We start from the raw sequence: 20,845 nt of genomic DNA, 5'->3' as shown, positions 1-20,845 counted from the left end.
CGGCCGGAGCGGGGCGGCGGCGGGGGCTCCGGGCAGGTCCGCGGTGGCCGGCAGCCCGGCGTGGAGCAGCCCGCGGCCAGGCCCGCCAGGTGGTGCCGAGCAGCGGCGGCGGCCGTGTGGCGCACTCGGGTGCCGGATCGGATGCGGGCCCGGCCCCGCGTCGAGGACGGCTTCCGCGCAGGTCGCGCTCGTGCGAGCGGCAGGGAGTCGTTCCGCCTGATGTACCCGCCGCCGTGGGGCAGTTGGCCCTATCCTTCCCCCGTGGACCAGCTGATCGCCGAAGACCCGACCCGCATAGGCCCGTACCGACTCATCGCCCGGCTGGGCGCCGGCGGGATGGGCCTGGTCTATCTGGGGCGATCCGAGGTGGGCCGTACCGTCGCCGTGAAGGTCGTGCAGGCCGAGTACGCCGGCCACCCCGAGTTCCGCAGGCGCTTCGCCCGCGAAGTGGCCGCGGCGCGGCGGGTGGGCGGCAGTTGGACGGCGGCCGTGCTCGACGCCGATCCCGAGGCCGCGATCCCCTGGGTGGCGACCCAGTACATCCCCGGCCCCGACCTGCACGCCGTCGTCGCGAAGCACTTCGGGCCGCTGCCCGAGCACTCCGTCCACACCCTCGCCAACCGCCTCGCCCTCGCCCTCCAAGCCGTGCACGAGGCGGGCCTGATCCACCGCGACCTCAAGCCGTCCAACGTCCTGGTCACCGTCGACGGCCCCCGCGTCATCGACTTCGGGATCGCGCGGGCCATGGACGGCCTGGCCGAGGAGCACAGCCTTCACACCCGCACCGGCATGCTGATCGGTTCCCCCGGTTTCATGTCGCCGGAGCAGGTGCGCGGCCTCGAACTCACCCCCGCCAGCGACGTCTTCTGCCTGGGCGCCGTCCTCGTCTACGCCGCCACCGGGCGCCTCCTCTTCGGCGCCACGGAGACCGGCCTGAACGCCCACCTCTTCCGGGTCGCCGAGGAGGAGGCGGACCTGACCGGCGTGCCGGAGGCGCTGGTCGACCTCGTACGGGCATGCCTGCACAAGGATCCGGCCCGGCGGCCGAGCCCCCGGGAGGTGGCCGAGCGTACGGCGACGGATCAGGCGGCGGAGTGGCTGCCGGGTGCCGTGCTGGCGCAGCTCGGCCGCCATGCCGCCGAGCTGCTCGACTACGCCCCCGTGATCCCCGCCCAGGCCCCCGCCCCGGCCCCCGAGCGGACGCCCGTCCCACCGGACCAGCCCCGGGACCAGCCGCCGCCCCTGCCGCCCGCCTACGCCCCGACGCCTCCCGCGCCCTTCGATCCCGCGCAGGGTTTCGGGCCGCCCCCGGCTGCGCCCCCGAGCGCTTGGCCGCCGGCCCCGCCCCGGGCCGCCACCTCCGACCCGGCGCCTGCGCACTCCAAGCGCTGGTGGAGCCTGGCGGTGGTCGCCCTGGTGCAGCTGATGGTGTTCCTGCAAGCGGCGAACTTCAGCGTCGCCATTCCGGGTGTTCGGGCCGACCTGCACGTCTCCGCCGACGACATGCGGACGATGGCCGACGCCTACGTCATCGCCTTCGGTGCGGTGCTGCTGATCGGCGGCCACATCGCGGACCTCGTGGGACGCAAACGGACACTGGTCGTCGGCCTGCTCGGCTGCGCGGCCGCCTGCGCGCTCGGCGGATCGGCCGGCGAGTCCGGCACGCTCGTCTGGGCCCGCGTCCTGCAGGGCGTCTTCGGCGGGCTGCTGACACCGGCCGCGCTGTCCCTCGTGGCCACCGGCTTCACCGACCCGAAGGAACGCGGCAGGGCCTTCGGGATCTACGCCGCGATCGCGGCCGGAGGTACGGCACTCGGGATGGCCGAGGGCGGATGGCTGGTCTACGCCCTGAACTGGCGCGTCTCGCTGTACCTCGGCGTCCCCATCGCCGTGGTCGCGCTGATCGGAACGCTCACCCTGGTGCACGAGCCACCGGGCCGCCCCGCCGGCCGCTTCGACGTACCGGGCGTACTGCTCGGCTCCGGCGGGGTCACCGCCCTGATGTACGGACTCGGCGAGGCCCAGCCGCGCGGCTGGGGCACCCCCCTGGTCCTGGTGCTGCTCGTGGGGGGCGTCCTCCTGCTCGCCGGCTTCCTGTGGCGGCAGTCCGCGGCCCCCAACCCGCTGCTCCCGGCGTACGTCTTCACGGACCCGAACCGCGCGGGCAGCCTCCTCGGCATGCTGCTGGCCGGCGCCGGCGTCTTCGCCCTGTACCCGGTCGTGGGCTACTACCTCCAGGTCGTTCCGCGCTACGACCCGGCCACGGCCGGAGAGGGCTTCCTGCCCCTGCTCGCCGCGATCGTGGCCGGCTCCACCCAGGTCTCCGCCCGACTGCCGCGCCGCGTCGCGCCCCGCGTCCCGATCCTGGCGGGCCTGGTGCTCACGGCGGTCGGGCTGTTCCTGCTGACCGGCCTGAGCTTCGAGAGCTCGTACGCGACCGGGGTGCTGCCCGGCATGCTCCTCGTCGGCCTCGGGATCGGCGTGGCCTTCGTCCCCGTCTTCGCCACCGCGACCGGCGCGGTCGCGGCAGAGCATTCCGGTGGAGCCGCGGCAGCGGTCTTCACGGCGCAGGCGCTGGGTACGGCGATCGGTGCGGCCGTGTTCGACACCGTGCTCTCCGGCCGAGTGGACCACCTGGGCGCCGGCTCCGTGATGCCTCAGATGATCGAGAAGGAGCTGCTGCGCGCCCAGACCGCCAACCTCTGGTGGGCGGCCGGCAGCGTGGCGCTCGCGGGCCTGGTCGCCGCCCTGATGGTCCGGTCCCACGCGCTCCGTGGCGGCGCACGGGCGGCCTCCGCGGCAGGCGGCTGAACGCTCTCGGCCGGCCGGATCCCGACCCCCCGCGCGGCTCTCCGACGTACCGTGTGATCAAGGGTTCGGCATGCCCGCGCGGGCATGGAGGGGGAGGGAGGGGAGCCATGGTTCCGGGGACGGTGCAGCAGCTCGCCATCCTGCTGATCCTGGTGCTGCCCGGGGTCTTCTACCAGGCCGTCCGGGAGCACCTGCGCGGCGCCGTCGCGGCCGAGCAGGAACCGCAGAACCGCATCGTGCGCGCGATCGCGGCCGGCGCCCTGCTCGACACCGTGTACGCGCTCGCCGCCGGGCCGTGGCTGGTGGGCCTGCTCGCCGGCGACGGAGCCGGGCCGCTGGCCGGGGTGATGCGGCGCCCCCGGCAGGCGGGCCTCGCCGCGCTGCTCCTGGTGGTCGTGGTGCCCTCGGGCATCGCCTGGGTGGAGGCCGCCTGGGGGAGGCGGCGCAGGAGGGCCCGGTACGAGCCGACGCCGACGGCCTGGGACGCGCTGTTCCGCGACCGGGGGTCGTGCTTCGTCCGGGCCCGCCTCAAGAGCGGCCTGTGGGTGGGCGGTTGGCTGGGCCCCCGGTCGGCCGTGTCCGCCTTCCCCCAGCAGGGGGACCTCTACCTGCAGTCCCAGTACCGGATGGCACCCGACGGCCGGTTCCTCGGCCGGGTGCCCGACACCGGCGGGGTCTATCTCCGGGCCGCCGACATCGACGTACTGGAAGTCCTGCTGCCGCCCGTACCGCACCAGCCGCAGCCAACCACCGACGAAGGGGAAGCCGTCCATGACACCGCATCGTGACGGGGCGTCCGACGAGGAACTGGAAGCCCTCCTGGAGGAGTTCTCCGATCGCCGGGTCTACCGGCCGACCGGCGACACGGCCGAACCGGAGGAGCTGCCCCAGGCGGGGTCGGGCACCGCGCAGGCCGAGCCGGCCCCGCCCGCCGAGCCGCCCGCCGGCTGACAGGGCCGCGGGTCAGGCACCCGCGTGGATGTGCGCGGCCCACAGGTGCGGGGCGCGGGACAGGCGTCCGCGCAGGGCCCGGACCGGCCGGTGCAGGGCCGCCGCCGGGTCGACGGGGCGGCCGTGCGCGATGTCGTCGGCGAGCGCCGCGTAGAACTCCTCCGCCAGCCGGGTCGCCAGCTTGTCGGAGACCGGCCACAGCGTCCCCACCACATGCGGATATCCGGCCAGTTGGAACGACGCCGAAAGGTGCACCGCCTCATCGGGCAGCAGGAACCCGCCCTGGGAGGTGGAGCACGCCGACAGGACGGCGAGGAACGCCGTGCTCGGGTGCTGCGCCGCGACGTCGAGCGTCGTCAGCCGCCCGTCGTGGAGGATCAGACCGCTCTCGAACAGGGACATGGGGTCGCTGACGCCATGGCAGCTGAAGTGGACCCACGGGTGGTCGGGCAGCGCCCGCCGCACCGCGTCGACGGTCGCCGCGGCGCCCGCGAGTTCCACCCCCGCCGGGAACAGCTCCCGCAGCAGTCTCGCCTCCCGCGATGCCCCGGGCAGGGGCGCGGCGCCGGGCGTCTCGGCCAGCGCGACCACCAGCGGGGCGGGAGGGGACTGCGGCCCGGGAGCCGTGCCGGAAGACTGACGGGCACGGACGAGCGCGCGCAGGGTCGGCGTGTACGAGGAGATGGCACGGTCCATGACGTTCTCGGCGGAGCGGGCCTCCCGGCGCCCCGCGGCGTGCAGCGGCAGGAACGACAGCCAGCCCGTGGGACACCACCACAGCCGTGTCCACGGTTCGCCGTCGATCGGGACCGTACGCAGCCCGAGCCGGTCGAGGACCGGCGCGGCGACGGAGTCCCACAGCCACTCCAGGGTGTCGGAGAGCATCCGCATGGCGCTCACGGCCTCGTCGGTGCCCAGGTCCCCGTACGCCGCGTCGACCCCCGCGGCGAAGGCGGCGGCGTGGGCCAGGACGGCGTCCGGGGTGACGGCCGGGAGCGGGACCACCTCGACGCCGCGGGCGGCGGTGACGACGAGGGCATCGGAGCGGTACTGGCTGACGTTCACCACGACGACCGGTCCGGCGGACGCCGCCGCGATCAGGTCCGAGACCCGCGGCGGCCGCAGGAAGTCGTCCATCCCCGGGAGCTGCCGGATCCGGACCAGCAGCTCGTCCCAGCTCCGCGCCAGGGCGTACCGCGACTCCGCCAGGAGACCCGCCTCCTGCTCGGCGACCGGTCCGGCCGGGGACGCGAGGTCGGTGCGGATGACCGCATCGGGCGCCGGATCGGCGCTCAGCGCGTCCCGGATCCGCTCGAACTCGGCGGCCAGGGCCGCAGACGCCGCTCGCAGCCGGGAGAGGTCCCCGCGCATCTCGACACCCTGGGCGAGCAGCACCCCGCGCCCCTGCTCGAGGAGGGTGAGGGCCGCCTCCGGGTCCCCCACGCGCAGCGCCATGGCCGCGGCGTCGCAGGCGAGGCCCAGACCGGCCCCGAGCCGGGCCGCCTGGTCGGCGCGCCCCAGGGTGCGCGGCGTGAGCCGGGGCAGCAGCTCCACGGCGTACGCGTATCCGGTACGGGCCTCGGCGTCCCGGCCCGCGGCCGCCGCCGCATCGCCCCAGGCCCGGGCGGCGAGCACCCGAACGGGAAGCGACGCGGCCTCGTTCCGTGCGGACTGCCGGGCCAGCCGGGACGCCTCGGCCAGGTCGACGCTCTCGCCGAGCCGGGCGCGCCGCCACTGTGCCCGGGCCAGGACCCACTGGGTACGGGCCTGGTCGCGATGGCCCTCGGGCGTGAGGTCGAGCACTTCCCGGGCGGCGGACACCGCGCGTTCGAGCGCCGCGCGGACCGCCGGTCCGGAGTCCTCTTCGGCCTGCTCCGCGAACTCCACGGCCGCGCCGGCCAGATTCGCCAGGGCGAGGGGCCGCAGCGGGTCGCGATCGCCGAGGCGGGCGACGGCCTCCTCCAGAGCCTCCCACGACACGGCGAGGGCTCCCGGATCCACCTCGCCGTCCGGTCCGGGCTCCAGGGCGAGGTCGTGCAAGAGGATGCCGAGGTTGACGCGGGCCAGGTCCGGGCCGTGCCGCTCCCCGTGCTCCAGCGTGCTCGCCTCACGCAGCAGCGCGACCGCCTCCTCGGCCGCGGCCCGGTCCTCCGTGACCCCGTACCAGGCGCGCAGCGCCTCGGCGAGGTTGGAGAGCAGTCCGGCGCGCTCGAAGACGCGCGGCGGGCTCTCGTCCACCGCGCGGCGCAGTACGGTCACGGCCTCGGCGAGCCAGACGCGGTCCCCGGTGATCCTGGCCCGCTGCATCAGCGCGGAACCAAGGTTGGTGAGCACCATGCCGAGGCGCGAGTGGCGCGGGGGCGCGGTGGCGACGGCCTCGCGCAGGGCGCCGATCGCGGTGTCCATGCGGGCCTCGTCGCCGGCGTCGACGGCAGAGCCCCACAGCATGTGGCCGTAACTGCTGAGCATCGCATGGCGGTCGCCGGAAACCGGGGGAGCGGCCGCGAGGGCTGCCCGGTAGGACTCCAGGGCCTCCTCGCGGACCGCTTCGTCCTGCGTGAGACGGAAGTGCTCACCGAGGACGTTCGCCAGCCCCAGCAGTGCGCCGGGGAGGCTGAGGGCCTGGTCGCCCGTGCGGTGCGCGCCCCCTGCGCCCTCGCTCCCCTCCGCCCCGGACAACGCGGCGACGGCTCTGCGGTGCCATGCGACGGCCTCTTCGAGGGGAGCACCGTCCCCGGTGAAACGGATGAGCGAGCGCAGTGCGTTGCCCAGGCGGCTGTAGCTCGCCGCGCTGCTGGGCACGGTGGGCGCACCGGCCAGGGCCGCCTCGCGCAGCACCTCCACGGCCTCCACGGCGAGGGAGGCGTCGGAGCGGAACTGCGCGAGCTGTTGCAGGGCGTCCCCCAGGTTGCCAAGCCGGTGCGGCCGGTAGTGGTCGTCACGGGCGCTCATGGCGACGGCGTCCCGGTGTGCTTGGACCCCCTCGGCCAGCAGCTCCTCGTCGACGGCCAGGGTGGCGAGCCCCACGAGGGCGACGCCGAGGTTGGACCGGCTCATCGCCTCCTGGTGCGCGTCACCCGCCGGGACCGACGCCACCGCCTGGCGCAGGAGGCGTACCGCCTCGGAGTACTCGGCCGGATCGTTGCGGGCGCGGGCGCGGTCCAAGTGCACGCCGGCGAAGTCGGACAGGAACTCCGAGCGGCGCGGATCGCCGGCGTCGAGCAGGTCGACCGCCTGCCGCATCAGGGAGATGCCCTCGGCCCACTGCCCGCGCCGGGCCACCGCGCCACCGAGGGCGAACCGCACCGAGGCCTCGTAACCCGTGCTCCGGCCGGGCAGGGTGAGGCACTCGCGGAACACCCGTACCGCCTCTTCGGCGGCGGCCTCCGCGGCCGCACCCGTGCCGCGTCCCAGGGCCGCGAGTGCCCGGGCCAGCTTGAGCAGCACCTCGGCCCGCTGCGGTGCGCCGGGCGGCGTGGCGGCGGCCAGAGCGCGCAGCATGGCGAGCGGTTCCGCGAGCGCCTCGGTGGCGCCGACGGCATCGGCGTGCAGACGCAGCAGGTCGGCGAGGTCCACGGTCCGGATGACGTGCTGCGGGGCGTCGGGGGCGGTCGCCTCCAGCGCGCGCCGGGCACGGTCGACCGCGGACTCCAGGTCGTCGAGACGGCCCCGCTCGACGTATCGGGAGCGCAGGACCCGGCTCAGCACGTACTGGGCCTGGGTGTGCGCGGGATGTCCGGGAGGAGCGGCCGCCAGGGCCTCGCGCGCGGCGGTGTACGCGCCGTCGAGGGCGTCGGGATCGGCGGTGTTCATGGTGCGGCCGTTGAGCACGAGGGCGAGACGGGTGAGGTACACGGCCCGTTCGACGGGGTTGAGGGCTGCGGCGGACGCCTGGCGGAGGGCGTCGACCCCCTCCTCGAAGAGGGTGGTGCGCTCGCCCGGCGGCAGGGGCCGGTCCGCCCGCTCCGGTGGCGCGAGCGACAGGGAGACCAGTGCCATGCCCAGTTCGGAGAGGTGAGCGGCCGCCGGCTGTCCGGATCCGGACGCGGCCGCCACCGCACGCCGCAGGAGCCCGGCGCCCTCGGACAGCAGCGCGGGCTCGGTGAGGGCGACCGCCGCCGAGGTGAGGGCGGTGCCGAGCGCGGCGAGGTGCAGTACGTGGTGCGGGTCCCCCGGTTCGCTGGTACGGGTCGCCAGCCGCAGCTCAGTCACGCTCTCCCTGGCGGCCGCCGGGTCGTCCGTCGCCTCCGCCCAGTTCCTCAGCACGAACCCCAGATTGCCGTGCCGGCGCGCCTGTTCGGCCCGGTCGCCGGGCGCGGCGGCCACCGCGGCGCGGCTGTGCCGCACGGCATCGGCCAACAGCTCCCGGCCCGCGCCTTCCTGGAACGCGTACAGGAGCACGAGACCGAAATCGGACAGGGCGGTGCCCTGTTCGACGCCGCCCGCGGGGAAGGAGTCGACCGCGCGCCGCAGCAGGATGCCCCCCGCCTGGAGCTGGACGGGATTGCGCTCCTGCTGGTAGAGGGTGAGCACCGCGGTGCCGGTCAGGTACATGTCGCCCGGATCGGTGTCCGCCCCCGCGAGATCGCCCACGAGGGCCGCGAGGACCGGCCTCAGCGGGTCCGGGACGCTCTCGGGATCGGCGCGGTACACGTCGTGGAAGCAGAGCACGGCGCGGCCCAGAGCCGCAGGTTCCGTTTCCCCGCCGGCGAGATAGCGGCAGAAGCTGTGCCATGCGAAGGCGTGGACCGCGATCAGCAGGACGCTGCCGTCCGGCCGCACGGCGGCCCTGCGCAACTCCTCGGCGGCTTCCTCGGCCGCGCCGGACAGGAACCAGCTCATCGCCTCCGGATCGTGGGACTCCTGAGGGACGCGGGCGAGGATCGCGTTCGCCAAGTCCTCCACCGTCATGGCTGTGCGCCTTTCGCCTCGGATCCGGGTGCTACCGCTCGACCGGAATGTCGTCCGCGAGCAGCAGGACGAGCTCCTCGCGCGTGGGCTGCTCGTGCGCGGCCAGGCGCCCCGCCTGCCGTTCGACCATGCCCTCGAACAAGGTGCGTGCGTCCCGTCCGTTGGCCGGGTCGCCGCGCCGTGCCCGCCGCTCGAAGCGTTCCGTGAGCACTCCGCCGGTGCCGGGGGCGAGTTCGTACGCGAGGGCGCGGGCCTGCATCTCGACCATCCGGGTCAGCTCCTCGGGCTCGTACGCGACGAACTCGATGGTCCGCGAGAACCGCGAGCGCAGACCCGGGTTGGAGTTCAGGAAGGTCCGCATCTCCTCGGTGTAGCCGGCCGCGATCACCACGATCTCCTCGCGCTGGTCCTCCATGAGCTTGGTGAGTACGTCGATGGCCTCCTGGCCGAAGTCCGACCCGGCACCGAAGCGCCTCGACAGGCTGTACGCCTCGTCGATGAACAGGACGCCTCCCCGGGCCCGTTCGAAGACGCGATTCGTCTTCTGCGTGGTCTGCCCGAGGTATTCGCCGACCAGATCGCCGCGGGCCACCTCGACGAGGTGCCCCTTCTTCAACGCGCCGAGTGCGGCCAGCAGTTGTCCGTAAAGCCGGGCCACGGTCGTCTTGCCCGTCCCGGGCGGCCCGGAGAAGACGAGGTGGTGGGCGAGGGGCGGGGCGGGCAGGCCGGCCTCCTTGCGCCATTTGGCCAGGCGTATCAGGTCCACCTGGACGCTGACCTGCTGTTTGGCCGCGTCGAGGCCGATCAGGGCGTGGAGCGCGGCGAGTGGGCCCGCTTCGGGTTGTTCGATGTCCGCGTCGGTGGCGCCCGTGCGGACGTCGACGAGGGGGACGCGGTCGTTCCCGGAGACGGCCTCGCCGCGGAAACCGCTCACCTCGCAGTCCTCGAACCGGCCGATGACCGACTCCGCGAGCCGGATGCCGTCCTGCTCGCCCCCGCGCAGTACGGCATGGGCGACGGTCACCCGGGTGTTGCCGTTCGCGATGACGGCGCATTTGGCCGAATCGGTGACCGTGAGCCGCTCGGCGTCCACGGTGGCGTTCGACACCGCCAGGACACCCGCCTCCCCGGCGCCGGTCACGACGCAGTCCAGTGCCGAAAGACTGGTGTTGTCACGGCAGTTGAAGCCGAACAGGCCGGCCCGTTCGATGGTGCACCGCTCCGCCCGCAGCTGCGCCTTGCCCTCCAGGCAGATTCCGGAGGCGGCAAGGTCGGCGATGGTCGCCCCGGCGAGGGTGACGGAGACCGCGTCGCCCCGGACCACCAGTCCGTCGTCGCACTTCTCCAGGTGTACGTCGCTCAGCTCGGCCGTCGATTCCTCGCGGATCAGGATCGCGGTCGTGCTCTGGTCGCTGATCCGCATCCCGGTGAACCGGCCCTGCGCCTTTTCCGTGAGCAACCCGAGCCTCCCGCCCCGGACCGTGCAGTCGTCCATCACGGGAGCGGCGCCGCCCGACACGCTGATGCCGGTGTCCCCGGATTCCTCCCACGAGCAGCCGACGAACCGGCCGCGCCCCTGCTCGCCCACGCTCACCCCCGTGACGCGGCAGTCGCGGAACCGGACCCGGCGCACGGTGGGGTCGGCGCCGCGGGCCACGTACATCCCGTGCTTGGCACCGGAGACCGTGGTGTCCTCGACGGTTCCGCGGGCCTGATCGACGTACGAAAGGGCCGTCGACGCGATGTCGCGGATCTGGCAGCGCGCCATGTCGACCTCCGCGTGATCGCGGGCGAGCACCGCATGGCTGTCGGCGCCGTACAGCTCGCAGTCCTCGATGACGGCGGTGGACGCGATGACGCTCACGGCCGCGCCCCGGGCATCGGACACCCGGCAGTCACGGAGTTCGGCGCGGGCCCCCTCGGTGAGGGCGATCGCGTCGGCCTTCGCTTCGTGGAACCGGCTGCGGCGGACGACGGCGCGGGCCCCGATCAGCGAGGTGCGACCCATCCGGACCTCGCAGTCCTCCACGGTCAACTCCGCCCCGCCCGAAGCCTGTACGGCGTCCTCGGCCCACCCTTCGACGGCGCAGCCGGCCAGCCGCAGCCGGCCGCCCGCCCGTACGGCGGCCACCGCCCGGCCGACGATGCGCAGCCCCGTGAGGGTGACGTGCCCGGAGCAGTCGACGGCCGCCGCACCCGCCGTCCCGGCCGGCACGTCGATCACCACGGTGTGCCCGCCCTGGGCGGCGCACAGTTCGACGGTGCCCGAGGGCTGGAGGGCCTCCGGGTACGTGCCGGGTTCGATCACGACGAGTACCCGCCGGGCCCCCGCCTCGACCCTCAGGGCGGAGGCGATGGTGCGGTGCGCGCCCGGCGCGGTGGCCGAGACGCGCAGGGTGAGGGTCTCTCCCGTGGCGGCAGGGGCCACCGGGCCACCGCCGGCGGAGCCGACGCCCCCGTCGGACCGGACCCGGTCGAGCGCCGCGGCCAACTGCTCCGGGAACACGTCGAGTCCGTGCCAGTACTGCAGGCCGGGGGAGTGCAGCGGCGCGATCTCGACGAGCCGGGGATCGGACCGGACGGGGAAGGGCCGGCCCGGCAGCGCAGCGGGCGGCGTGGCGTGGGGCGCCATCCGGGCCAGGACCGCGCTGGCCGAACCCGTGGAGCCGCCGCGCCGGCTCAGCGCCGGACCGATCGTGACCTCGGTGAACTCGCCCCAGCCGAGCAGGCGTTCGGCGCCGTCCACGGTGAGCCGCAGCCCTTCTCCGTCCAGGCGCAGCCGACAGCGCCGGCACAGCCGCCGGGCCAGCCACCCCGTACCCGCCACGGCGCAGGCGATGCCCGCCGCCGCCGTGGCGGCCCGCGTCGGGAACCCGACACCATGCCCCGCCGACCCCGCACCCGCGGCGGCCATGCCGACCAGGATCACCAGCCACCGCACCCGCAACACGAGGACAGCGGGCCAGGTCAGTACGCGCCCCGGTACGGTCACTCCACCGGTCCGGTCGAAGGGGAGCGAGGCAGACCCGCGCCAGCGGCTCCCCGCGTACGGAACGAAGAGCTGCCCCAAGCGCGAGGGCGCCTGCTCCGAAGTCCCCACCTCCACGTGCCGGAGGTCGAAGGCGACGGCCTGCCAGTGCCGGTCCCACTTCGGCGAACCGCGCAGCGCGAGCCCCGCCGGACTGCCCGCACGCGGCCGGATCACGAGTCGCCCGTCGAAGGCCGCGACCGCGGCTGCCACGGCGGAGGTGCCGACGGCGGGCGCCGCGGCCGGCCCCGTCTTCCGCGAGGGCAGCAGGAAGAGGGCCTCCACGTCGTCCCACGCAAGCCGCACCCGGCGCCGCCCGCGCCGCAGTTCCACGCCGCCCGGCCCCACGGTGAGGGCCTCCGGAGAGAAGGCCTCCACGAGCAGCGGCAGGAGCACGACGGCCCACACGACCGCGCCGGCCCCCAGCACCGCCCGCTGCGCCGCAGTTCCGGCGCTCCGAGCGGCTCCGAACGCACAGAGCGCGAGCGCCACGGCTGCCAGCACGCCCAGGGCGACCACGCCCAGCCGGGCCCCGGTCGAGGTCCCGAGGCGGGTGGTCCCGGGAGGCCCCCCGCCCTGGACATCGCTCTCCACAGACTGCGTCGCCATCACACCCCCGTCGGCATGCGTTCGCATGTCCGTTCAAGCTAATGCAGGGGTGTGCGGGCGACGGCAGTGGTGATCGCCTCAGCGACCGGTTTCGGCCAGGCGGTCAGCTCCCCAGGGCTCTGCGGAGGCCGAGGCGGTCGGTGCCCAGCTTGGTGAAGACCGCCGACAGGAGTTCGGAGACCGTCTGGGGGTCGCTGTGCATCTTCGCCGCGATCGCCGTGTTGTCGAGGCCCAGCGCGGCGTGCTCCGCCGCCGCGCTCTCGGCGACGGTCAACGTGTCCTGTTCGAAGGTGTGCAGCCGGCGGGGGCGCAGACCGGCTGAGACCAGCTGGGAGCGGGCGCGGCGCGCGAGCCCGTCGGCGCCGCAGGCCGCGGCGGTCTCCATGCCCCGGTAGAGCTGCTGCGCCGCCCGGTGCGGATCACCGAGGACGTGCAGGGCCGTGCCGTGGTCGACGAGCGCGTGCGCGAGCTCGCAGGCGGCCGGGGACTGTTCGAGGTGGCCCACCGCCTCCTGCAGCAGGACGGCCGCCTGCGCCGGGTCCGTGGCCGCCGCGGACACGCGCAGGGCGTGGCCGATCACGCTGGACGTACCGAACGCCCGCGCCCGGGCCACCGCTTCGGCCGCCGTGGCACGCGCCTGCTCGGGCGAGCGGGAGATCTGCGCCAGCGCCAGGTCCAGTTGCCACGGACTCCACGACGGATTGCGCGTGCCGCGCAGATCGAGCCGCTTGCCCGCCGCGGCCAAGTGCCGCAGCGCCTCGTCGGTCCGGCCCTGGGCCAGCAGCAGCTTGCCCCACACGGCCTGCGGATCGGGATAGACGACGGCGTTCGGGAAGCCCTCGCCCAGCTTGTAGGTGTGGGCGACCCGCTGCGCCTCCTCGGTGTTCCCGCGGGCGAGCAGTGTCTCGACGAGCGTTCCGATCGCGTACCACTGCGCCGGGATCCCCTGTCCGACACGGTCGGCGATCTGCAGGCCGTTGCGTACGAAGTCCTCCGCCTCCGCGAGCCGCCCGCGCCGGTAGCGGACGTACCCGAGCAGGGTGTACACGAACGACAGGTGCGCGCCGCGCCAGCCCTTCGCCTCGAACTCGACGATGCCGGTGTTGAACAGGTCCTCGGCGCGGCCGGGCTGGTCGCAGTACATCAGGGTGACCGCGATGACCGACGGTACTTCGAACCCGAAGTCCTGGTCGGTCCAGCTCATCCCGCCGTCCAGTGCCTGTTCCGCGTAGTCCAGCGCCGTGGTGGCGTGCTCGCCGCGCATGGCGGCGTCCCAGGCCCGAAGGCCCAGGATGTGCCGCTCGGCCAGACCGCGGCCGGTGATCCGCTTGGCGAACTGGGCGAGGAGCCGGGAGCGGGCGGGCGAGTTCTCCTCGTCGACCCGGACCGAGTTCCACTTGAACTGCTCGGCCTGCATGCGCAGCCGGGTACGGGAGCTGGTGGTCTGCTTGGCCTCCTCCTGGAGCAGCTGGGCGGCCTCCGCCAGCTGGCCCGTGTGGGCGAGGGCCTGGGCCAGTCGGTACGTGATCGCCTCCCGCAGGCCCTGTTCGGCCTTCGGCTCCTCCAGCGCGGCCCTGAGCTGGTTGATGGTGGTCGCGGGATCGTGCAGGAGGTTCGCGGAGCCGAGCTCGAACAGCACCTCCGCCCGGTCCTCCACATCCGGGGGCTCGCGCAACGCGCGGGCCAGGTAGCGGCGTGCCGCGTCGGGGGCACCCGCGGAGAAGCTCTCGCGCGCCGCCTGGCGCAGCTGCTGTACGACCCAGGGGTCGCCGTCGGGGTGCATCTCCAGCAGGTGACGGGCGGCGGCCGCGGCTCCCTGCCCGTCGTCGACCAGGGCCTGCGCGGCCATGCCGTGCATGGCGACGCGCACACCGGGCGGAATCGACCGGTACACGGCGGTGGCGACGAGCGGATGGAAGAACTCGACGACCTCCTTGCGGCGCAGTCCCGTGAGGACGGTCAGGATACGAGCGGCCCGCAGCTGGGTGATGGCGTCGGCGACCTGTGCGTCACCGAGGGCCGCCACGCTTCCGACGATGCCGGTCGGGACGGCGGTGCCGAGTACCGCTGCGGCCCAGGCGAGCCGGACGACGGACGGACCGAGCTGTTCGAGCCGGTCGATCAGGCCGCTGCCCTTGACGGCGGAGGCCAGATCGCGCAGCTGGGGGATGCTGTCCTCGTGCGGCTTCAGCTCACGGTCGCGGCCCTTCATGGCCAGTTCGACGACCTCGAACGGGTTTCCACCGGTGATCGCCCAGCACTCGCGGCAGAACACGTCGTCGGCGCTCTGGCCGAGGGCGTCCCGGACTATGCGGGCCACCGCGGTCGTGGTGAGGGGAGCGAGCTCGTGGGGCCGGGTTCCCTGCCGGCCCATCAGGGCGCGCAGGGCGCCTGCGCCGGCGGGGATCTCGTCCGGCCGGCAGGCCACCATGATCAGCATGGCGAGCTCCTCGGCCCGCGCCGCGAACGCGGTCAGCCAGGCCAGGGACTCGGCGTCCGCCCAGTGCGCGTCGTCGAGGATCAGGACGACGGGCGCGCTGCGTACCGTCAGGTGGGTGACGACCCAGTCGAGGCCGTCGCGCACGCCCTGCGGGTCGGGTGCCGTCGGGCCTTCCGGTGCTGCGGTGAGTCCGAGGGCCGGGGCGACGATGCTGTACCAGGTGCCGAGGACGTCACGCCGTTCGTCCTCGGTCATGGCGGCGAAGGCCGGCTGGATGAGCTGCCGCATCACGTGGAACGGCACCTGTTTCTCCTGCTCGCCGCCGCGGGCGAACAGTACGGTGCACGAGCGCTCGGCCGCGTGCCGACGGGCCTCGACCAACAGGGTGGTCTTGCCGATGCCGCCCGATCCCGCGAAGGTCAGGACACCCCCGCGGCGTGCGGTGGGACCGTTCTCCGAGGTGCCGCACAGCTCGTCCACCGCGCGGTGGATCGCGCGAATCTCGGATTCCCGTTCGAGCAGCGGCTGAGTCGCCCACCCGCGCGGTTCCGTGACATGTGACATTCTTGCCCCCTCCAGCACGTGCGGCCGAGTGTACGACCCCGGGGACGAGAAGTTGCTGCTTAAGCACATTATTGCGGGATCACGTCACCCGTAAGGGGACAACGCTGTATCCTCCGCTGGCTTTACGCAGGCCGTGACGACGGGTGATCGTTGAACTCGGCTTGAAATGAGCAGAATCGATCAGATTCCGTCAATGGCGTGAAACGGGGATCATCGGAAGCTCGCTGGGCTGGGGCATCCCCGCCGGGAGTTCCCTTACCGTCACTCCCGGAGCGGGCACCAGCCGCCACCGCGACGCCACCGTCGCGACGGCGGTCAGGATCTCCGCCACGGCGAACGTGTCCCCGATGCACTTGTGCTGGCCGGCACTGAACGGGATGTACCGGTGCGCGCGCGGCCGCTCGTCCGCGCTCTCCTCCCAGCGGTCCGGATCGAACGCCGTGGGATCGCGGAACAGTGCCGGGTCGCGGTGCAACGCGTAGGGGCTGTAGGCCAGTTCGGCGCCGGCCGGGATCGAGACGCCGCCCAGCGTGAGCGGGACCAGCGCACGCCGGGTGAACAGCAGCGGGGAGTGGAGGCGCAGCGCCTCCTGGAATACGTGGTTAGCGTACGGCAGTTGAGCGATGTCGGACGGGCGCACCCGCCGCGTGCCCACCACCGCGTCGACCTCGTCGTGGAGGCGCTTCTCCACCTCGGGGTGGTGGCCGACCTCGTGGAAGACCCAGGACAGGGTGGTCGCCGAGGTCTCCGTACCGGAGAACAGGATGGCGATGACCTCGTCCCGCACCTGCTCGGGGCTCATCGTCGTGCCCGTCTCCGGGTCGACGCTCGACAGCAGCAGCGACAGGAGGTCGTGGCGGTCCCCCTCCCCGCCCTCCTCGGCGCCGTACTGCGCGATCACCTGGTCGATGATCCCGCGCAGGCGGGCGGCCGCCGCGTCGAAGCGCCGGTTCAGCGGGATGGGCAGCCGGTCCAGGGATTTGGGCATGACCGCCCGCAGCAGCATGCCCTCCAGGACGATCGGCAGGGAGCGGTGCACCTCGGCGATGGCGGGCCGGCTCAGATCCCCCGAGAAGATCATCTCGGCCACCGAGGACAGCGCGTACCGCCGCGCCTCGGTGACCATGGAGATCTCGCGGCCCGGCGTCCACGAAGCCGTCATCGCCTCCGCCGCCCTGCTCATCACCTCGGCGTACTCGGCGATGTGGCTCCGGTGGAACGCCGGCTGGATCATCCGGCGCTGCTTGCGGTGGAACTCGCCGTCCGTCGTCACGATGCCGTTGCCGAACATCGGCCGCAGCCGGTCGAAGATCCGGCCGCGCCCGAACTTCTGCGCCTGCTGCACCAGTACGGCGTGGACGAGGTCCGGGTTCGTCAGCACGTGGACGGGCCAGGTGCCGATGTCGAGCCTGACGACGTCGCCGTGCTCGCGCAGCGATTCGAGGAAGGCGATCGGCTGCCGCCACAGGGGGACGGCGTGGCCCAGGAGCGGTAACCGCCCCGGAGCCGCCGGTGCGTGGACCGCAGGGCCGAGTTGTTCCGTACGGGCCATGGGTCGACTCCCTGTCAGGCCACCGAGACGAGGTCCGGGCGGGTGTACGCAGACTCCAGCCCGGCCGCGAACCGTTCGTCGCTGTACCGTGTGCACTCGTAACGCTGCCACAGATCGGCGCCGATCATCCAGTCTTCGTAACTCCGTACGCAGCGGGTGATCGCGGCCCGCTCGGCGGGGTCCATCTCCGCCTGGGCGTCGATGACTTGAAACAGCCGCTGCTCCGCCTCCAGGTAGTCCTCTATGCGGACTTGGATGCGCGCCTCGACCGATCGGACCGCCTCCGGAAGCGAACGTCCTTCCCAGGAGGCGATCAGGGACACCAGGTTGTTGTTGTCCCCGCAGGCGTGCTCCTTCGGCAGCGAGAACACGTCGTTGCCCCACGAGATGATGTCCACGGTGCTCTCCACGACCGCCTGGAAAGCGGGTAGGTCGTGGACGTGCTGCGGCAGGTCGATTCCCAGTCCGGCCTCCACCATGTCCATCATGGGCAGCAGTTGGGAACTGTGCCGGCGCATGAGCACGTACTCCTGGACCGAAGGGCGCCTGGTGGCACCCCGATTGCCCGCCTCCTGATCCAACGAGTGCAGCATCTGGGGGACATGTGTTCGGTATCGGGCCGCCGTACCCGCGGACATGCCGTCCAGGATCCGGTCGCACAGCTCGATGAATCCGCTCACCAGTGGATTGCGGCGCGATGACGACTGCGAGGTCCTGCCCGTGGCCAGATACTCGGTGATGGCATCGGTGACGGGGCGCCAGGCGGCAAGTTCACCCTTCCGGATGAGGTGGTCGTGTTGATCGTCCAGGACGAACGACCAGGCCATCCACTCGGCGAGCAGCACGATGGTCTCGTACGGCACATCGCCGCTCACGCGGCCCGCGAGGTGTCCGCAGCCGATCGCGGTGAACTGCTCGGCGGCATCGGTGACGAGCTCGTGGCCCAACGCCCATGACGTGGCCTCGGCGTTGGCCCGCGCGGCCAGCGGATGCTTGGAGTTCCCGAACGGAAGGTGGAAATCGGGAACAGGGAAAGGGTCGAGCCGGGCCATTGATCCCCCCACGGAAGAGTCGGATTCGCCAATACCCGCTCAATGTACGATCGTCATGACACATGCGATTTCGGAGCGCCCCCCGCCGAGGCGCCGTCACGGCCGCACACTCCGCAACTGTCGGTAAGAACCGGTCAGGAACCGAGCAGAACCCGTCTGCGCACGACTACATCAGGCCACCCGTGAAGTAATTAACCCTCAGGGCGCGGCGCGCTGTCAATGTAGAAAGTGCGGAGATACTGCATTCTCCCTGCTATTACGCAAGGAATATCCCCGGAGGATATGCGTGCGGCATAGTCCCGGCTGTTCGGAAGGTGATCCTCCGGATCGCCTGCCGTCATGGACGTCTTCCGGCCACTCCTCGGACCGTCGGAACGGCCGTTCGCGAACTCGGTTGGCAGTGGCGCCCGTTGAAGGTGGGGCGGCGGTGCCGCCCGCCGGTGGCCGAAGAGCGCCGTGGCGGTGCGGGGCGCTCCCTACACTTCGGGGGGACGCAGCCGTCCGGGAGGGGCGGGGAACATGATCGAGCACCATGCGGCGGACTCGGGCGACGGCGAGGAGGCCGATGTCCTGGGTCCCTACCTCGAAGTCCTGCGGGGGCGCCTGAGCGGCGAGCGGTTCGAGGTGCTCATCCGGGCCGTCCAGACCACCTGCGCGCTGCTCGCCGACGGCCGCGAGGCCGTCCTCGAAGTGCCGGGAGAGACCGATCTCGCCCCTGACCTCCAGTGCGAGTACCTGTCCCTGATGGCCGTGATGATCACGGGCCACCTCGACCACCGCCTCGTCGAACTGGCCGCCCCCGACGGTGGAAAGGGGTGGGCGGTCGTGGACAACACCCGCCCCCGCCAGGAGTCCGCGCCCGCGGGACCCCCGTCCCCGTGCGAGGCCGCCGAGCGGGCGTGGATCGCCAGGGAGCTCGACGGCATCGCCCGCGCCTCGGACGATCCGGCCGGCGGGAGCGCACGGGGCTGACGCGGCACGGACACCCGCGTCTCCCTACCGGCCGAAGGAGAGGATGGCGGGGGTCACCTCCGACGGCTTGGGGCTGTACACCCGGCCCTTGAGCAGGAAGAGCCGTCCGCCGGCCCGGGCCAGGCGCACCGAGTCGGGGAGAAGACGGATTCGGCGCCCTCGGCGCCCTCCGGACTCGGCAGGACCACCTGCGGTTCGCCGCCGGTCGCCACCGGGAGCGCCGCGACGGCGCCCGCCGCCCCGGCGCCGGACTGGACGTAGACGAGGAGTTTTCCGTCCTCGACGGCCAGCGGCACCATGGGACGGCCCTTGGGTGCGGCCGCATGCCACTTCTCGGCACCGTTGGTCAGATCGACGGCGACTGCCCTTCCCGTACTGGTAGTTCCACCGGGGCGCGCCCGTCGCCGGGTCGGCTTCCTCGATCACGGTCCGGAGCTTGCCGGCGGGGTCGTTCGGGTCGGGGCAGTCCCGTACGTTGATCAATTTGGCGCCGCCGCCGCCGAAGCCGACGGCCGCCGGACGGCATGCGCCCGTCTTCGACGTGCCGAAGAGCTTGCGCCCGTCGGTCACCGCATGGGCGGTGGCCTCCTTGAACATGGCCCGGACCACGACGTCGCCCACCCGCCACGGCCCGTACGGAGAGGCCCCCGAACCGGGTACCCCGGTCCTGTTCTCACTCAGCCAGACCGGGGCCTCGCCCGGCTTGATCCCGGATCCCGAATGCGGGCTGTCGACCCGCACCGCCGTGAACACCGGGCGGAGGAGGGGGCAGAGGCGTCGGCTGCTGCTGTGCGTACGGGTTCCCCGGCGCGGGTCCCGAACCGGGCGCCGGCGCCCGGTAGTCGGAGCCTTATCCGGGCTGCACGGCGGGCGGCGGCGCGGGGGCCGCCGACCGCTCCGAGGGCAACCGCTGATTGCGGTCGGGCAGTTCACGGGGGTCGAGACCGGTCATGGTGCGAGTGTTGCCCGTGAGCCAACCCGGCTGGAGCACATTTCCGGACGAAAGGCCGTCCGGTCAGCCGTCCAGCCGTGCGTGCAGGAACGCGGTGACCTCCGCGCGGGCCCTCAGGGCCGGGTGGTCCGCCGGGGTTTCACGGACCTCCAGGGTCAGCACCGCATGGGCCTGCCGGCCGAAGCCGTCGATGTTGCCCGGGGCCGAGCTGAGCCGGATGGGCTTGAAGGCGTCGCCGAGCCGGGAGCTCAGGGTGTCGAACCGGTCCTCGGGGGCCATCCAGTCCTCACTGAAGCGAAGCCCCATGACGCAGAGGCCGTTGTTCCGCGTGCGCTCGACGACGCGCTGCAGCTCCTCCTCGGAGACACCGGCGTCCGCGCGCCGGGCGGCGGTCAGGGCGATCGGGGCCGACGGCTGGCTCATCACGGGGGCCAGGACGACGTCGTCCACCGCCGCGGCCAGGGCGAAACCGCCCGTGAAGCAGAGGCCGATGACGCCGACCCCGGCGGCGGGCGTACGGGCGGCGAGGTCGCGGGCGAGGGCCCTGAGGTAGTCGGCGACGGGCCGCCGGGCGTTGGTGGCGAAGGCCCGGAACTCCGCGGAGACGCAGATGCGGGCGAAGACCGCCGCCGTCCGGGCGAGGGACAGGGGTTTGCCGGGCGTACCGAACAGCGAGGGCATCACGACGGTGAACCCCTCGTCCACCAGGTGTTCGGCGAGGCCGAGCACCTCGGGCGTGATGCCGGGCAGCTCCGGCAGCAGCACCACCCCCGGCCCCTCGCCCTTCTCGAAGCAGTCGTACGTGAGCCCCTCGGCGGAGAAGGGGGCCCGGCGCCAGCCGGCGAGGGTGGAAGTCGGTGCGGTGCCTGTCATTGCCCCTGCTCTCGGTCGGGTCCCGGCGTCGGCAGCCGACTGTACGCCGCGTCCATGCCAAGCAGATGGCCGGACCGGGCCACGTCAACAGGGAGGAGACCCGGTCATCCCCCCGGGGCCGTCCCACCCC

The 20,845-nt window shown here is 73.3% G+C and carries 10 protein-coding genes; 4 read left to right on the top strand and 6 right to left on the bottom strand.

The genetic code is table 11. The features are described from left to right. Nucleotides 1–261: 261 nt before the first annotated feature. The 3 genes from ACIBAD_RS04950 to ACIBAD_RS04940 all read left to right on the top strand — a co-directional run bounded on the left by ACIBAD_RS04950 (nt 262) and on the right by ACIBAD_RS04940 (nt 3,762). Nucleotides 262–2,811 (top strand): MDR family MFS transporter, encoded by a 2,550-nt coding sequence (locus ACIBAD_RS04950; protein ID WP_398904535.1) that lies wholly within the window; start codon nt 262–264, stop codon nt 2,809–2,811. A 107-nt stretch (nt 2,812–2,918) separates the two neighbouring features. After that, complete coding sequence (locus ACIBAD_RS04945; RefSeq protein ID WP_398904533.1) at nt 2,919–3,599, top strand: DUF6338 family protein; 681 nt, start codon at nt 2,919–2,921, stop codon at nt 3,597–3,599. After that, nucleotides 3,583–3,762, top strand: a complete 180-nt coding sequence (locus tag ACIBAD_RS04940) for a hypothetical protein (RefSeq protein ID WP_134069026.1) — start codon at nt 3,583–3,585, stop codon at nt 3,760–3,762. Before ACIBAD_RS04945 ends, ACIBAD_RS04940 begins: the two co-directional genes overlap by 17 nt. A 12-nt stretch (nt 3,763–3,774) precedes the next feature. Here ACIBAD_RS04940 and ACIBAD_RS04935 read toward each other — a convergent pair whose 3' ends face one another. The 5 genes from ACIBAD_RS04935 to ACIBAD_RS04915 form a co-directional block, all read right to left on the bottom strand. Further along, nucleotides 3,775–8,673, bottom strand: coding sequence for a CHAT domain-containing protein (locus ACIBAD_RS04935; RefSeq protein ID WP_398904530.1), 4,899 nt, complete (start codon nt 8,671–8,673; stop codon nt 3,775–3,777). A gap of 31 nt (nt 8,674–8,704) precedes the next feature. Beyond that, the gene (locus ACIBAD_RS04930; RefSeq protein ID WP_398904528.1) at nt 8,705–12,310 is read right to left on the bottom strand and encodes a right-handed parallel beta-helix repeat-containing protein; all 3,606 of its coding nucleotides are present in this window, start codon (nt 12,308–12,310) and stop codon (nt 8,705–8,707) included. Between the two features lie 103 nt (nt 12,311–12,413). Beyond that, complete coding sequence (locus ACIBAD_RS04925) at nt 12,414–15,314, bottom strand: ATP-binding protein (protein WP_398904526.1); 2,901 nt, start codon at nt 15,312–15,314, stop codon at nt 12,414–12,416. A gap of 190 nt (nt 15,315–15,504) precedes the next feature. Continuing rightward, entirely contained in the window at nt 15,505–16,866 is a 1,362-nt protein-coding gene (locus tag ACIBAD_RS04920) for a cytochrome P450 (RefSeq protein ID WP_398904524.1), read from the bottom strand. A gap of 14 nt (nt 16,867–16,880) precedes the next feature. Then, nucleotides 16,881–17,918, bottom strand: a complete 1,038-nt coding sequence (locus ACIBAD_RS04915; protein ID WP_398904522.1) for a lyase — start codon at nt 17,916–17,918, stop codon at nt 16,881–16,883. Between the two features lie 519 nt (nt 17,919–18,437). Between ACIBAD_RS04915 and ACIBAD_RS04910 the strand changes: the two genes are divergently transcribed. After that, on the top strand, nt 18,438–18,890 hold the full coding sequence (locus tag ACIBAD_RS04910; protein WP_134069022.1) for a hypothetical protein: 453 nt from the start codon (nt 18,438–18,440) through the stop codon (nt 18,888–18,890). Nucleotides 18,891–19,905: 1,015 nt separating this feature from the next. Here ACIBAD_RS04910 and ACIBAD_RS04905 read toward each other — a convergent pair. Beyond that, a complete protein-coding gene (locus ACIBAD_RS04905; protein ID WP_398904520.1) occupies nt 19,906–20,715 on the bottom strand; it encodes a dienelactone hydrolase family protein in 810 nt (269 codons plus the stop codon). Nucleotides 20,716–20,845: the final 130 nt, after the last annotated feature.

Origin of the sequence: Streptomyces sp. NPDC051109, from assembly GCF_044455885.1 — a bacterium.
In the GTDB taxonomy this organism is placed as follows: Bacteria; Actinomycetota; Actinomycetes; order Streptomycetales; family Streptomycetaceae; genus Streptomyces.
Note: the sequence above shows the minus strand (reverse complement) of the source record. Positions and strands in the feature narration are given on the sequence as shown.